Here is a 14,097-nt window from a genome sequence, read left to right on the forward strand (position 1 = left end):
GCTCTCCTTGTGATCAAGCTGGCGAACACCACGATTAAAGAGTCCTGCCGCTCCATCTGGGCCGCAGGCATTGCCGCAGATTGCTGTAGGACCGGGCCGGGGCTGGCGCCCCGTCTGATGCGGACGAGCTAGTGCTTGCCGGTCGAGCCGTAGCCACCCGCGCCGCGTTCGGTCGCGGGGAACTCGTCCACGACATTGAACTGGGCCTGGACCACGGGAACGATCACGAGTTGCGCCAGCCGCTCCATCGGCTGCAGCGTGAAGGCCGTGTCGCTGCGGTTCCACGCGCTCACCATGAGCTGGCCCTGGTAGTCGCTGTCGATGAGCCCGACCAGGTTGCCCAGGACGATGCCATGCTTGTGGCCCAGGCCGGAGCGCGGCAGGATCATCGCGGCGAAGCCGGGATCCTTGAGCCAGATCGCGATCCCGGTCGGCACCAGCCGCCAGGCGTTCGGCTCCAGCGTGAGCGGGCCTTCCAGGCAGGCCCGCAGGTCGAGGCCGGCGCTGCCCGGCGTGGCGTAGCCGGGAAGCTGGTCCGCCATCCGCGGATCGAGGATCTTGACGTCGATTTTCATTGGAGCGTGGGGGAAAAGGCTCAGCCGGCGATGCGCCGCGCGATTTCGGCGACGAGCTGGCGCGCCAGGACCGTCTTGGAGGCGCGCGGCAGTTCGCGCACGCCTTGCGCGTCGACCAGCAGCATCTGGTTGTCGTCGAGGCCGAAGGTCAGCGGGCCGATGTTGCCGACGATGAGCGGAATGCCCTTGCGCACGAGCTTGGCCCGTGCATGGGCGGCCAGGTCGTGGGTTTCGGCCGCGAAGCCGACGCAGAACAGCGCCCCGCTCCTGGCCCGCGCGCCCTGCGCCACCGTCTGCAGGATGTCGGGGTTCTCCGTGAAGGCGACGACCGGGGCGGCGCCCGAGGCGGGCTTCTTGATCTTCTGCTCGCTCTGGGCAGCGGGCCGCCAGTCCGCCACGGCCGCGGTGGCGACGAAGACGTCGGCGCGCGGCTCCTCGCCCAGCGTGGCCTGCAGCATCTCGCGGGCCGACTTCACGTCGATGCGGGTGACGCCACGCGGCGTCGGCAGGTGCACGGGACCGGCGACCAGCGTGACGTCGGCGCCGGCCTCGCGCGCCGCGCGCGCGAGCGCGAACCCCATCTTGCCGGAGGAGTGGTTGGTGATGCCGCGGATCGGATCGAGCGCCTCGAACGTGGGGCCGGCGGTCACCAGCACGCGCTTGCCCGCCAGCAGCTTGGGCTGGAAGAAGGCGACCACGTCCTCCAGGATCTGCTCGGGCTCCAGCATGCGGCCGTCGCCCGTCTCGCCGCAGGCCTGGAAGCCGCTGCCCACGCCCAGGATGTGCGCTCCGTCGGCCGCGAGCTGGGTCATGTTGCGCTGGGTCGCGGGGTGCGCCCACATCTCGCGGTTCATCGCCGGCGCGAGCAGCAGCGGCACCTGCGCCAGCGGCCGCGCCAGGCACATCAGGCTCAGGAGATCGTCGGCCCGGCCGTGCAACAGCCTGGCCATGAAGTCGGCGCTGCATGGGGCGACCAGGATCGCATCGGCTTCCCGCGACAGGTTGATGTGCGGCATGTTGTTGGGCTCGCGGCGGTCCCACTGCGAGGTGTAGACGGGCCGGTTCGACAGCGCCTGCATCGTGACGGGGGTGATGAACTGCTCGGCCGCCTCGGTCATCACCACCTGCACGGTCGCGCCGGCCTTGACCAGGGTGCGGCACAGCTCCGCGGCCTTGTAGCAGGCGATGCCGCCGGAGAGGCCCAGGACGATGTGTTTGCCGGCGAGCTCGGTCATGGCGGAAGTGTAAGGGGCCGGGGACGGGGGACCGGGAAGCAACCGGACCTCTCTCATCCCCTGGCCCCTCGCCCCTAAGCTCTAACCCCTGACCCCTATAATTTCGCTTTACCACCTCCGGGCGCCGCGGCTCCCGACCGACATGACCAAATTCGTCTTCGTCACCGGCGGTGTGGTGTCCTCCCTGGGGAAGGGAATCGCCTCAGCCTCCCTCGCCGCGATCCTCGAATCGCGCGGCCTCAAGGTCACCCTCATCAAGCTCGATCCGTACATCAACGTCGATCCGGGCACCATGTCCCCCTTCCAGCACGGCGAGGTGTTCGTCACCGACGACGGCGCCGAAACCGACCTCGACCTCGGCCACTACGAGCGCTTCGTGACCACCCGCATGGGCAAGGTCAACAACTTCACCACCGGCCGGATCTACCAGTCGGTGCTGGAGAAGGAGCGCCGCGGCGACTACCTCGGCAAGACGGTGCAGGTGATCCCGCACATCACCAACGAGATCCAGGAGTTCATCAAGCGCGGCGCCCACTTCGGCGAGCCGGGCGCGGCCGACGTGGCGATCGTCGAGATCGGCGGCACGGTGGGCGACATCGAGTCGCTGCCCTTCCTGGAGGCCGCGCGGCAGATGAGCCTGCGCATGGGCGCCAACAACACCGCGTTCGTGCACCTGACCTACGTGCCGTGGATCGCCGCGGCCGGCGAGCTCAAGACCAAGCCGACCCAGCACACGGTGCAGAAGCTGCGCGAGATCGGCATCTCGGCCGACGCGCTGCTGTGCCGCGCCGACCGCAAGATCCCCGACGAGGAGCGCGGCAAGATCTCGCTGTTCACCAACGTGCCCGAGTGGGGCGTGATCTCCATGTGGGACGTGAACACGATCTACAAGGTGCCGCGCATGCTGCACGAGCAGGGCCTCGATGGCCTTATCTGCGACAAGCTGCGCCTGAACACGCCGCCCGCGAACCTCAAGCGCTGGGACGACCTGGTGTACGAGACCGAGCATCCGCAAGGCGAGATCACGATCGCCATGGTCGGCAAGTACGTGGATCTCTCGGACAGCTACAAGTCGCTCAACGAGGCGATCAGGCACGCCGGGCTGCGCAACCACGTGCGCGTGAAGATCGATTACGTCGACTCGGAGACCATCACCCCGGAGACCGAGTCGCAACTGGCCAAGTACGACGCGATCCTGGTGCCGGGTGGCTTCGGCAAGCGCGGCATCGAGGGCAAGGTCGCCGCGGCCCGCTTCGCCCGCGAACACAAGGTGCCGTACCTCGGCATCTGCCTGGGCATGCAGGTCGCCACCATCGAGTACGCCCGCGACGTCGCCGGCCTGAAGGACGCCAACAGCACCGAGTTCGACCCCGCCACGCCGCATCCGGTGATCGCGCTGATCACCGAGTGGATGGAAGCCGACGGCACCATCAAGACCCGCACCGAGCAGTCCGACCTCGGCGGCACGATGCGCCTGGGCGCCCAGAGCTCCGACGTCGCCAAGGGCACGCTGGCCCACAAGATCTACGGCGACGTGGTGACCGAGCGGCATCGCCACCGCTACGAAGCCAACGTCAAGTACCTCGACCAGCTGCGGCAGGCCGGACTGGTGATCTCGGCGCTGACGCAGCGCGAGCACCTCACCGAGATCGTGGAACTGCCCCAGGACGTGCATCCGTGGTTCATGGGCGTGCAGTTCCACCCCGAGTTCAAGTCGACCCCCTGGGACGGCCACCCGCTGTTCAACAGCTTCGTGAAGGCGGCCGTCGACCACCAGCAGAGCACCGGCCGCCAGGCCGGCAAGCCGCTCAAGGCGGTGGCATGAAGCTGTGCGGTTTCGAGGTGATTGCCGCAGGGCTGGAGAGGGGCCCCGGCTTCGCCGGGGATCGGAACCCGGAGGCAATCGCCACGTCGTTCGAGGTGGGTGAATGAAACTGTGCAACTTCGACGTGGGCCTGGACCGGCCCTTCTTCCTGATCGCCGGTCCCTGCGTCGTCGAGTCGGAGCAGTTGCAGCTCGACGTCGCCGGGCAGTTGAAGGAAATCACCGGCAGCCTGGGCATCCCCTTCATCTTCAAGAGCAGCTACGACAAGGCCAACCGCTCGTCGGGCACCAGCTTTCGCGGCCCGGGCATGGCGCGCGGCCTGGAGATCCTGGGCAAGGTGAAGAAGGAACTGGGCGTGCCCGTCATCACGGACGTGCACACCGAGGCCGAGATCCCCGAGGTGGCGAAGGTGGTGGACGTGCTGCAGACGCCGGCCTTCCTGTGCCGCCAGACCGATTTCATCCGCGCCGTCGCGCAGTCGGGGCTGCCGGTCAACATCAAGAAGGGCCAGTTCCTCGCGCCGCACGACATGAAGAACGTGATCGACAAGGCCCGCGCGGCAGCGCGCGAGAACGGCCTGTCCGAGGACCGCTTCATGGCCTGCGAGCGCGGCGCGAGCTTCGGCTACAACAACCTGGTCTCCGACATGCGGTCGCTCGCGATCATGCGCGAGACCGGCGCGCCCGTGGTGTTCGACGCCACGCACTCCGTCCAGCTGCCGGGCGGCCAGGGCACCAGTTCGGGCGGGCAGCGCGAGATGGTGCCGGTGCTGGCGCGCGCGGCGGTGGCCGTCGGCGTGGCGGGCCTGTTCATGGAGACGCACCCGGACCCGGCCAAGGCGCTGTCGGACGGCCCGAACGCCGTGCCGCTCAAGCACATGCGGGCGCTGCTGGAAACGCTGGTCGCGCTCGACGCCGTGACCAAGAAGAACGGATTTCTGGAAAACAACTTCGAGGCCTGAGACATGCCCAGTGCTTACGTGATCGCCACCGTGGACGTCACCGACCCGGTGCAGTACGAGGAATACAAGAAGCTCTCCACCATCGCCATGAAGGCGGGCGGCGCCGAGGTGTGCATCCGCGGCGGCAAGGTGGAGGTGCTGGAAGGCGACTGGAACCCGGCGCGGTTCGTGATGCTGAAGTTCCCGTCGGTGGAAGCGGCCCACAAGTTCTACGACTCGCCGGAGTACCAGGCCGCGAAGAAGGCGCGCGAAGGCGCCGCCGACATGCGGATGCTGATCGTGGAGGGGGCGGCCTGACGGCCTCCCCTTCGGGGCCCATGTGCCCACCCCTCCCCAACCCCTCCCCTCGAGGGGAGGGGCTCAAGACAGAGTAGCTGCCAAGGAAACGGAAGAAACAACAAATGAGTGCCATCGTTGACATCGTCGGCCGCGAGATCCTCGACTCGCGCGGCAACCCCACCGTCGAATGCGACGTCCTGCTGGAATCCGGCACCATGGGCCGCGCGGCGGTGCCGTCGGGCGCGTCCACCGGTTCGCGCGAAGCGATCGAGCTGCGCGACGGCGACAAGGGCCGCTACCTCGGCAAGGGCGTGCTGCGCGCCGTGGAGCACATCAACACCGAGATCTCCGAATCGGTGCTGGGCCTGGACGCCTCCGAGCAGGCGTTCCTCGACAAGACGCTGATCGACCTCGACGGCAGCGACAACAAGAGCCGCCTCGGCGCCAACGCCACCCTGGCCGTCTCGATGGCCGTGGCCCGCGCCGCGGCCGAGGAATCGGGCCTGCCCCTGTACCGCTACTTCGGCGGCATGGGCGGCATGCAGCTGCCGGTGCCGATGATGAACGTGGTCAACGGCGGCGCCCATGCCAACAACAACCTCGACCTGCAGGAGCTGATGATCATCCCGGTGGGCGCGCCGACCTTCCGCGAGGCGCTGCGGTACGGCGCCGAGGTGTTCCACGCGCTGAAGAAGATCATCCACGACAAGGGCATGAGCGTGGCCGTCGGCGACGAAGGCGGCTTCGCCCCGAACGTCGAGAACCACGAAGCCGCGATCGGCCTGATCCTGCAGGCCATCGAGGCCGCCGGCTACCGCCCGGGCGAGCAGATCGCGCTGGGCCTGGACTGCGCGGCCAGCGAGTTCCACAAGGACGGCCGCTACAACCTCGAGGCGGAGGGCCTGGTGCTCGAAGCCGGCGAGTGGACCAACATCCTGTCCACGTGGGTCGACAAGTACCCGATCATCAGCATCGAGGACGCGATGGGCGAGAGCGACTGGGACGGCTGGAAGCTGCTCACCGAGCGCCTCGGCTCGCGCGTGCAGCTGGTCGGCGACGACCTGTTCGTCACCAACACGAAGATCCTGAAGGAGGGCATCGAGAAGCGCATCGCCAACTCGATCCTCATCAAGATCAACCAGATCGGCACGCTGACCGAGACCTTCGCCGCCATCGAGATGGCCAAGCGCGCCGGCTACACGGCCGTCATCAGCCACCGCTCTGGCGAGACCGAGGACTCAACGATCGCGGACATCGCGGTGGGCACCAACGCCGGCCAGATCAAGACCGGCTCGCTGAGCCGCAGCGACCGGATGGCCAAGTACAACCAGCTGCTGCGCATCGAGGAAGACCTCGGCGACGTCGCCAGCTACCCGGGCCGCGCGGCCTTCTACAACCTGCGCTAGCAGCTTGGCCAAACGGCTCGTTCCCCTGCTGCTGGTCGGGCTGCTGCTGCTGGTCCACGCGCAGCTGTGGTTCGGGCGCGGCAGCCTCGGCAAGGTGGCGGGCCTGCAGCGGGAACTGGAGGCGCAGAATGCGGCCAACGTCCAGGCGCAGCAGGCCAACGAGCGGCTCGCCTCCGAGGTGCGCGACCTGAAGGAAGGCCAGGAGATGATCGAGGAGCGCGCCCGCGCCGAGCTCGGCATGGTCAAGCCCAACGAGATCTACGTCCAGATCGCCAGGCCCGCCCCGGCTTCCGCCCCCAAGCCGTGAGGATCGCGCTCCTCGGCGCGGAGAGCACCGGCAAGACGACGCTCGCCACCCAGCTCGCAACCGCCCTGCGGCGCGACGGGCACCCGGCGGCGGTCGTGCCCGAGGTCCTGCGGGAGTGGTGCGAACGCGAGCGGCGCACGCCGCGACCCGAAGAACACTGGCCGATTGCGCGCGAGCAGGAGCGGCGCGTTGAAGCCGCTGCCGCGACGGCGCAGGTCGCGATTGCCGACACCACCGCCCTCATGGTCGCGGTCTGGGGCGGGCTGCTGTTCGACGACGATCCGCTGCTGCGCTTCGCGCTGGAGCGCCAGCGCGGCTACGACCTGACGCTGGTCATGGGACTGGACCTGCCGTGGGTGGCCGACGGCCTGCAGCGCGACGCGTCGGCTTCGCGCGAGCACACGGACCGGCTCGTGCGCGAGCTGCTCGCGCGCGCCGGCGTCGCGTACCGGGTGGTGTACGGCACCGGCGAGGACCGGCTGCGCAACGCGCTGGCGGCGCTGCCCCCTGGCCTGGCGCAGCGCCCTGCGCCGCCGGCGGGCGCCGCGCGCTGGCAGTGGCAATGCGGCAAGTGCAGCGACCCGGACTGCGAACACCGGCTGTTCACTTCGCTGGCGAGGCGTTGACCTCGATCAGTTCCGCCCGCACAGGGCCAGCGCCGCCTGCAGCAGTTCCACCGCCGCCGGCTGCGACAGCAGCGATTCCGGGCGGAACAGGAAGCACGCGAGGCGCCGCTCCTCGTGCACCAGGACCTGCGGCACGCGCTCTTCGTCGGTCGCCCACACCGACCAGCCTGGGCCGGGCTTGCGCGCGCCCAGTTGCCAGCGCAACGAACGCGCCGCGATGAACGTGCCGGCGCCGCCGGGTGCCGCCGCCGCCCGCGTGCAACGCACCAGGTGCCCGTGCTGCGGCTCGCTGCCATGCGCCGGATGCCCTTCGGCGTGCAGCAGGAGCACGGCGGCGTCCCCGATCGCGATCACGTGGCGCGGCGCTTCGATGCGCCGCGAGCCGGCCAGCACCGTGAGTGCGGCATCGTCGCGAAGGCCCAGGCCCAGGCCGGCGAGGCAGTCGGCCAGTGCGGCGGCGAACGCGTCCCCCTCGGCCACCAGCCGCACCGCGGACGGCAGCGCGTGCGATGTGCCCGCCGCCTCGCCCGCAGGAGCCGCCGCTTCGAGGCCGAAGGCGCGCCACAGCGAACGGGTCTTGAGCCGCGCCTCCTTTTCCTCGCGCGCCGGCGACGAGCCGGCCAGCAGGTCGCCGCCGGTGCGCACTTCGGCCACGCCATCCCGCACGGCGGCCGCCCGCAGGATCGTGCCGGCCAGCGCGTCGCCAGTGCCGTCCACCTGCACCACCATGCCGCCGTACCAGCCGCGCGGGCTCGATTCGAGTTCGGCGATGGCGGCCAGTGCCTGCGCGCGCGGCGTTCCGGTGACCATGACCGGCGCCGCCGTGCCCGCGATGGCGTCCCACGCGTCGCACCCGGGTCGCAGCCGTCCCGCGAGCCGGTCCACGGCATGCACCACCGTGGCCAGCGACATCACCCGGCGGCGATCGAGCAGGCGCAGCGTTCCGGCCTCGCACAACGGCGCCAGGTCGTTGCGCAAGGCGTCGCTGCAGACGGCGAGCGAGGCGGCATCCACCTCCTCGTCGATCAGCTCGCGCAGCGACTCGGCTTCGCCCACGGCGCCGGCGCCGCGCGCCACCGTGCCGCACACCGGCAGCGCTTCGACGCTGCGGCCCTTCACCACCAGTTGCAGGTCGGGCGAAGCTCCCAGCAGGCATTCGCCGCGGCCATCGTTGACGAAGAAGGTGACAGGCGCCGGATTGGCCTCGCGCAGGCGGCGGAACGCCTCCAGCGGCGGCATGACCACCCGCCGGCGCCAGGCCTGGCTCAGCGTCAGCGACACCAGCGGCCGCTCGTGGAGCAGCACGACGGCACGCTCCACCATGGCCGCATAGCCGCCGGGCGGCAGGTCGTCCCGCGGTTCCGCGGCCGGTGATGCGGATGGCTGCGGCGCTTCGTGCACCGCTTCGCCGGCCGTATCGGCGCCGGGCACGGCCAGGCTCACCGACTCCGAGGCGCCCGCAGCGTCGCGCCGCAGGAAGGTCCCAGCGAAGAACAGGAGGCCGAGGTGTTCGCCGGGCTCGCCGCCGGCAGCCAGCCGGTGCGCGGAAAACGGCAGCGCCCCGGCGAGGAGCGCGTCGCGCGACGGCTCGAAGCACGCCATGAAGCCGCGCACCAGGGCAAGCGGCCCGCAACCGGTGCCGCGCAATGGACCGGCGGCCCACGCCGCGAGTGCCGGCTGCCGCAGCAGCGCGCGTCCGAGGCCGTCCAGCGCCTGCACTTCGACGCCGTCGCCGAACAGGCGCAGCGCCAGCGCCGGGCGATGCAGCAGCGTCGCCTGCAGCGGATGCAGGCCGGCAACGCCGCCTTCGATGCCGAAATAGATGCCCGGGCGCGTACCCAGGCGGGACAGCGCGGCCTCGGCCTCGGCGGCGTCCGCGGCACGCCGGGTCGCCGCGAGCCGTATCCGCTGCGTCACTTGAGCTTGGCGCCCATCCGCTTGATGACCGGCGCCATGGTCTTGAGCTCCTTGGCCATGAAGCGCTGCAGGTCCTCGGGCGAGCCGCCGATCGGCTCCATGTACTGCGAGTTCATCTTCTGCTTGACGTCGGGCATGGCCAGGGCGGCGTTGATCTCCTGGTTCATGCGCTGCACGACCTCGGTGGGCGTGGCGGCCGGCGCCATGATGGCCATCCAGGCAACGTTCTCGACTTCGGGGAAGCCCGCCTCCTTCATGGTCGGGATGTCCGGCGTGAGCGAGCTGCGCTGCCCGGTCGACACCGCCAGCGGCCGCAGCTTGCCTGCCTTCACCTGCGGGACCACCGCCACGGCGGGCACGCACGTGAACTGCACGTCGCCCTGCAGCACCGCCAGCACCGCCAGCGGCGAGGAAGCGTACGGAATGTGCACGGCGAAGGTATCGGTCCTGGCCTTCAGCAGTTCGACGCCGAGCTGCGACAGGCTGCCGACGCCGATCGACGAGTAGTTGAACTTGCCCGGCTCGCGCTTCATCGTCGCCACCAGGTCGCGCAGCGAATTGATGCCGGAATCGGCGCGCACCGCGCAGATGTTGGCCTGGCCGCCGGCCAGCACCACCGGCCGCAGTTCCTTGAACGGGTCGTACGGCAGGTTCTCGTACAGCACGGTGTTGTAGACCAGCGGGCCGTTGGTGCTGATCAGGAACGTGTAGCCGTCGCCGGGCGCCTTCGCCACGGCGCTGGTGCCGTTGTTGCCGCCCGCGCCGGCCCGGTTCTCGACCACCACCGGCTGCCCGAGCCGGGCGCCGACCTTCTCGGCGATGATCCGCGCCGCCACGTCCGGGGAAGATCCCGCCCCGTACGGCACGACCAGCTTGATGGGCTTGCTCGGCCACGCCTGGGCGAACGCGCCGGAGGCGGCGGCACAGGACAGCAGCACGCCGATGGCGGCACGGCGGCCCAGCGAGGACCAGCGGGAGGTGGAAGTGCGGTTCATGGTCATGGTTGGATGGTTTCGGTGTCCTGGAACAACTGGGCCTCGGCGGCGACGAAGGCGCCGACCAGGGTGCGATAAGTCGACTCGACGATGTCCGGCAGCCCCGGAAAGGCGGGCGCATGCGGCGCCGCAAGCGCGCGCACGCGCTCGAAGACCTGCGCCTGGCGGGCCGGCGCCGCCACCTGGAAGGCGTCGCGCTTGAAGCGGGTCGCGTCGCGCACGCAGGCCGCGCGCTGCGCGAGCAGGTTCACGATCTGCTCGTCGAGCGAGTCGATGCGCTCGCGCAATTCACCCAGCGTGGAGGCGACCTCGACGTACGCCGGATCCTTGAATCGCCGCACTGGCGCACCCGCGACGGCGGGCTCGTGTGGACTGTTCATTTGTACCAATTATGTCGCGCCGGTGGAAAGCCGACGGCCAAACGAAACCGGCCCTGCGTACGGATGGCCGCGTCCGCGCCCGCTCCCGCATTCCGCGTTCACTGCATCGTCGGACTCACCGGCGGCTGGTCGCCCGGGGCGGTGAAGATGCGCGTCGCGTCCACCGCATCGAACCGGTACTGCTGGCCGCAGAAATCGCAACCCACGTCGATCTCGCCGTGGTCCTCGAGGATGCTCTGCGCCTCCTCCTGCCCCAGCGCCCGGATCATGTTGGCCACCCGCTCGCGGCTGCAGGTGCAGGCGAAGCGCGGCGTCTGGATGTCGAAGCGCAGCAGCTTCTCCTCCCAGAACAGCCGGCGCAACACGGTCTCCACGTCCAGCTCCAGCAGCTCTTCGCGCGTGAGGCTGGCGGCCAGCGTCGCGATGCGGTTGTAGTCCTCGTTGCGGCCGATCGCATCCTCGTTGGCCTGGCCCCGGAACGATGGCGCGCCCTCTTTCGTGCGCTGGCTGCCGCCATGCTGCTCGGCACCGGCGAGGTTGCCCTCGCCCGTGACCGGCAGGCGCTGGATCAGCAGCCCGGCCGCGACCTTGCCGTCGGCCGCCAGCACCAGGCGCGTGTCGAGCTGCTCCGACTGCAGCATGTAGTGCTCCAGCACGTCGCTCAGCCTGCCAAGCTTCTCGCCGCGGTCGCCGTGCAGCGGCACGACGCCCTGGTACGGCTGCTGGCCCGGGAAGCGGTCCTTGGGGTCCAGCGTGATCGCGCACCGTCCCTTGTTGGAGTGGTTCACCATGTCCGGCAGGCGGGCGTTCACGCCGACGTCGCCGACCACCTTGGCCGTGGCCCGCAGGCTCAGGTCGTGCTGCACTTCGGCCACGGCCACCTTGACGGGGCCGTCGCCGAAGATCTGCAGCACCAGCGCGCCGTTGAACTTGATGTTCGACTGCATCAGCACGCCGGCCGCCGCCATCTCGCCCAGCAGCTCGGCCACCGGCGGCGGCCAGGCGCCAGTCGCCGTATTGGCCTGCCGCCGCGCCAGCATGTCGGTCCAGGCGTCGGTCAGACGCACGATGCTGCCGCGCACCGGCAGGCCGTCGAACAGGAACTTGTGCAATTCGCTCAAGGCAGGCCCTCAGCCGATCTTGCGCAGGCCCCGGGCGAAGCGGTGCGCATTGGCGACGTAGTTGTGGGCACTGGTGACCAGGCCGTCGGCGCGCGCCGGATCGAGCGTGCGCACCACCTTGGCCGGGCTGCCGATGATCAGCGAGTTGTCCGGGAACTCCTTGCCTTCGGTGACGACGCTGCCGGCGCCGACGATGCAGCCGCGGCCGATCTTCGCACCGTTGAGCACCACCGCCTGGATGCCGATCAGCGAGCCGTCGCCCACCGTGCAGCCGTGCAGCATGGCCTGGTGGCCTACGGTGACGTTCTCGCCGATGGTGAGCGGCACGCCCTGGTCGGAATGCAGCACCGCCAGGTCCTGGATGTTGCTGTTGCGCCCGATGCGGATCGGGTCGTTGTCGCCGCGGACCACGACGCCGAACCAGACGCTCGCGTCGGGGCCGAGCTCGACGTTGCCGATCACCTGTGCGCTGTCGGCCACCCAGGCCCCCTGCCCCAGTTGCGGAGCCTTGCCGTCGAGTTCGTAGATCGCCATCGCTGCCTTCAGTGGAAATGGGGCATTGTAGGGAGGCGCCGGCGGCCGCGGGGCGCCCGCCGCGATCGCCACGTTACGATTCGCCGATGACCTTGCGCGAGCGTGCCCTGGAACTGCTGCTGCTCACCGATGCCGACCGCAAGGCACGGGAGACGCAGGCTCTGGCGCACTACCTCCCGATCGATGCGGCGGCGGTGATCGCCGAACCTGCCGGCGTGCCGGGCCACCCCGCCCGGCCGGTCCTGGTGCCGCACACCCAGCTGCGGCGCGGTTCCCTGGCCACGCGCGAGGGCCACGCCGCGCTGCTGCACGCGGTGGCGCATATCGAGTTCAACGCCATCAACCTGGCGCTGGACGCGATCTGGCGCTTTGCCGGCCTGCCCGACGACTACTACCGCGACTGGGCGCAGGTGGCGCGCGAGGAGGCGTACCACTTCCAGTTGATGCGCGACCACCTGGCGACGCTCGGCTTCGGCTACGGCGACTTTCCGGCGCACGACGCGCTGTGGCGAATGACGGAGCGCACCGCCGGCGACGTGGTGGCCCGCATGGCCCTGGTGCCCAGGACGCTGGAGGCGCGCGGCCTCGATGCATCGCCGCCGATGCAGGCGAAGCTGCGCGGCATGGGCGACACCCGCGGCGTGGCGATCCTGGAGATCATCCTGCGCGACGAGATCGGCCACGTGGCGATCGGCAACCGCTGGTACCGCTGGCTGTGCGAGCGCGCCGGGCTGGATCCGGTCGCGCACTACGCGGTGCTCACCGAGCGCCACGAGGCGCCGCGGCCGCAGCCGCCGTTCAACGTCGATGCGCGGCGGCAGGCCGGTTTCACCGCCGACGAGCTGGCCCGGCTGCGGGCTTGACTACCCAGGCTTTCCCCAATGACGGGCGGCGCGCGCGCCGCCTGTTTGAGCGCATACTGGGCCACGCCAGGTTGCCTGGAGGGGGTGGAATGGAACAACACGTGAAGACCAGGATCCGCGCCGACGGATTGCGGTACGAGTCCAAGGCCGGCGCACCCACCGGCTTTCCCGGCGCCCTCGGCGCCACCATGAGCTGCTTCCAGTGCGGCAAGCACGTGCCGCGCTCGACGCTGCGGCCGTTCCTGCTGGCCGGCTCGCGCCACTACCGCTGCCGCGACGGCTGCTGATCCCGGCCTGGCTCCGGGGCGCGATCAGCGGGCGCCGGCGCCCGCCGTCAGCGTCATCAGGATGTCGGCGTACCACGCGCTGTTCAGGCCAAGCACGTCGTCTTCCTGGGGGTCGCGCCCGGCCATGTCCAGCCGCGCCGAGTGCACGCCCAGCAGCGTCCACGGCATGGAGCCGCCGCTGGCCGACCGGGTCACCACCGGCGCGCCGCTCGAGCCCCTGTGCATGCGGGCGTCGGTCAGGAAATACCCCTCGCCCTGGAACCGCACGCCGAAGGCCGAGGCGACGATCGCGTGCCGCGCCACCGGCAGGTGGTGCAGCGTGTCGTAGAACCCCAGCGGAAAGCCGACCAGCAGCAAGGGCGTGCCGATCGGGACCGCGTCCAGCGCGGCCTGCAGGTGTTCCGGTCCGAAGGCATGCAGCACCGTGCCTTGCACTGCCGCCGGCTCGAGCTCGATCACGGCCACGTCGATCTCGCCGCCGGAGTCGGCGCCTTGCCGCCAGACGGCCTGCCCGAGGCGGTACAGCGGGATGCCCACCGTCACCGTGCGCGTCAGGTTCTGCGCGTCGACGTGCAGGACGATCTCGATGCGGTCCGGAAGGTGGGCGCCCGGCGCGTCCTGCAGCACGTGCCGGCTGGTCACCAGGTACAGGACACCGTCGCGCCGGAAGAAGAAGCCGGTGGCGGCGGTGAGGGCGCGCGCTCCCTCGAACGTGGAGATCCGCGTCGTGCTCAGCATGAGCGCTTCCGTCATCGGTTTCGATTCCCCGCTGGACCAGGACCGGAC

The 14,097-nt window shown here is 70.2% G+C and carries 16 protein-coding genes; 8 read left to right on the top strand and 8 right to left on the bottom strand.

The window, feature by feature from the left end:
* Window positions 1-128: 128 nt before the first annotated feature.
* Entirely contained in the window at window positions 129-575 is a 447-nt protein-coding gene (dut, locus tag RAMLITH_RS05335; protein ID WP_168106243.1) for a dUTP diphosphatase, read from the bottom strand.
* Window positions 576-595: 20 nt separating this feature from the next.
* Window positions 596-1,810 (bottom strand): bifunctional phosphopantothenoylcysteine decarboxylase/phosphopantothenate--cysteine ligase CoaBC, encoded by a 1,215-nt coding sequence (coaBC, locus tag RAMLITH_RS05340; RefSeq protein ID WP_168106244.1) that lies wholly within the window; start codon window positions 1,808-1,810, stop codon window positions 596-598.
* Between the two features lie 142 nt (window positions 1,811-1,952).
* On the opposite strand from coaBC, the gene RAMLITH_RS05345 reads away from it, so the two are divergent.
* From RAMLITH_RS05345 to RAMLITH_RS05370, 6 genes are all read left to right on the top strand, one after another.
* The gene (locus tag RAMLITH_RS05345; protein ID WP_168106245.1) at window positions 1,953-3,635 is read left to right on the top strand and encodes a CTP synthase; all 1,683 of its coding nucleotides are present in this window, start codon (window positions 1,953-1,955) and stop codon (window positions 3,633-3,635) included.
* Window positions 3,636-3,738: 103 nt separating this feature from the next.
* Window positions 3,739-4,596 carry a 3-deoxy-8-phosphooctulonate synthase gene (gene kdsA, locus RAMLITH_RS05350; protein WP_168106246.1) on the top strand — a complete coding sequence of 286 codons (858 nt, stop codon included), beginning with the start codon at window positions 3,739-3,741 and terminating at the stop codon, window positions 4,594-4,596.
* A gap of 3 nt (window positions 4,597-4,599) precedes the next feature.
* A complete protein-coding gene (locus RAMLITH_RS05355) occupies window positions 4,600-4,893 on the top strand; it encodes a DUF1330 domain-containing protein (RefSeq protein ID WP_168106247.1) in 294 nt (97 codons plus the stop codon).
* A gap of 104 nt (window positions 4,894-4,997) precedes the next feature.
* The gene (eno, locus tag RAMLITH_RS05360) at window positions 4,998-6,281 is read left to right on the top strand and encodes a phosphopyruvate hydratase (protein ID WP_168106248.1); all 1,284 of its coding nucleotides are present in this window, start codon (window positions 4,998-5,000) and stop codon (window positions 6,279-6,281) included.
* Between the two features lie 4 nt (window positions 6,282-6,285).
* Window positions 6,286-6,588: a cell division protein FtsB gene (ftsB, locus tag RAMLITH_RS05365; RefSeq protein ID WP_168106249.1), complete on the top strand. Its 303-nt coding sequence runs from the start codon at window positions 6,286-6,288 to the stop codon at window positions 6,586-6,588.
* Window positions 6,585-7,214, top strand: a complete 630-nt coding sequence (locus RAMLITH_RS05370; protein ID WP_168106250.1) for an AAA family ATPase — start codon at window positions 6,585-6,587, stop codon at window positions 7,212-7,214. The genes ftsB and RAMLITH_RS05370 overlap by 4 nt, the downstream gene beginning before the upstream one ends.
* A gap of 6 nt (window positions 7,215-7,220) precedes the next feature.
* Here the strand turns inward: RAMLITH_RS05370 and RAMLITH_RS05375 are convergent, their stop codons facing one another.
* The 5 genes from RAMLITH_RS05375 to RAMLITH_RS05395 form a co-directional block, all read right to left on the bottom strand.
* Entirely contained in the window at window positions 7,221-9,131 is a 1,911-nt protein-coding gene (locus tag RAMLITH_RS05375; RefSeq protein ID WP_168106251.1) for a chorismate-binding protein, read from the bottom strand.
* Complete coding sequence (locus RAMLITH_RS05380) at window positions 9,128-10,126, bottom strand: Bug family tripartite tricarboxylate transporter substrate binding protein (RefSeq protein WP_168106252.1); 999 nt, start codon at window positions 10,124-10,126, stop codon at window positions 9,128-9,130. The genes RAMLITH_RS05375 and RAMLITH_RS05380 overlap by 4 nt, the downstream gene beginning before the upstream one ends.
* Before the next feature lie 2 nt (window positions 10,127-10,128).
* The gene (locus RAMLITH_RS05385; RefSeq protein WP_168106253.1) at window positions 10,129-10,506 is read right to left on the bottom strand and encodes a chorismate mutase; all 378 of its coding nucleotides are present in this window, start codon (window positions 10,504-10,506) and stop codon (window positions 10,129-10,131) included.
* 98 nt (window positions 10,507-10,604) lie between these two features.
* On the bottom strand, window positions 10,605-11,627 hold the full coding sequence (hslO, locus tag RAMLITH_RS05390; RefSeq protein WP_168106254.1) for an Hsp33 family molecular chaperone HslO: 1,023 nt from the start codon (window positions 11,625-11,627) through the stop codon (window positions 10,605-10,607).
* Between the two features lie 9 nt (window positions 11,628-11,636).
* Complete coding sequence (locus RAMLITH_RS05395; RefSeq protein WP_168106255.1) at window positions 11,637-12,161, bottom strand: gamma carbonic anhydrase family protein; 525 nt, start codon at window positions 12,159-12,161, stop codon at window positions 11,637-11,639.
* Window positions 12,162-12,247: 86 nt separating this feature from the next.
* On the opposite strand from RAMLITH_RS05395, the gene RAMLITH_RS05400 reads away from it, so the two are divergent.
* Together RAMLITH_RS05400 and RAMLITH_RS05405 are read left to right on the top strand one after the other, a co-directional pair.
* Window positions 12,248-13,024 (top strand): ferritin-like domain-containing protein, encoded by a 777-nt coding sequence (locus tag RAMLITH_RS05400; protein WP_238343992.1) that lies wholly within the window; start codon window positions 12,248-12,250, stop codon window positions 13,022-13,024.
* A gap of 89 nt (window positions 13,025-13,113) precedes the next feature.
* Window positions 13,114-13,311, top strand: coding sequence for a hypothetical protein (locus RAMLITH_RS05405; protein WP_168106257.1), 198 nt, complete (start codon window positions 13,114-13,116; stop codon window positions 13,309-13,311).
* Window positions 13,312-13,335: 24 nt separating this feature from the next.
* Here the strand turns inward: RAMLITH_RS05405 and RAMLITH_RS05410 are convergent, their stop codons facing one another.
* Window positions 13,336-14,049: a S1 family peptidase gene (locus RAMLITH_RS05410; RefSeq protein ID WP_337786106.1), complete on the bottom strand. Its 714-nt coding sequence runs from the start codon at window positions 14,047-14,049 to the stop codon at window positions 13,336-13,338.
* Window positions 14,050-14,097: the final 48 nt, after the last annotated feature.

It is taken from the genome of Ramlibacter lithotrophicus (genome assembly GCF_012184415.1).
Taxonomy (GTDB): domain Bacteria; phylum Pseudomonadota; class Gammaproteobacteria; order Burkholderiales; family Burkholderiaceae_C; genus Ramlibacter; species Ramlibacter lithotrophicus.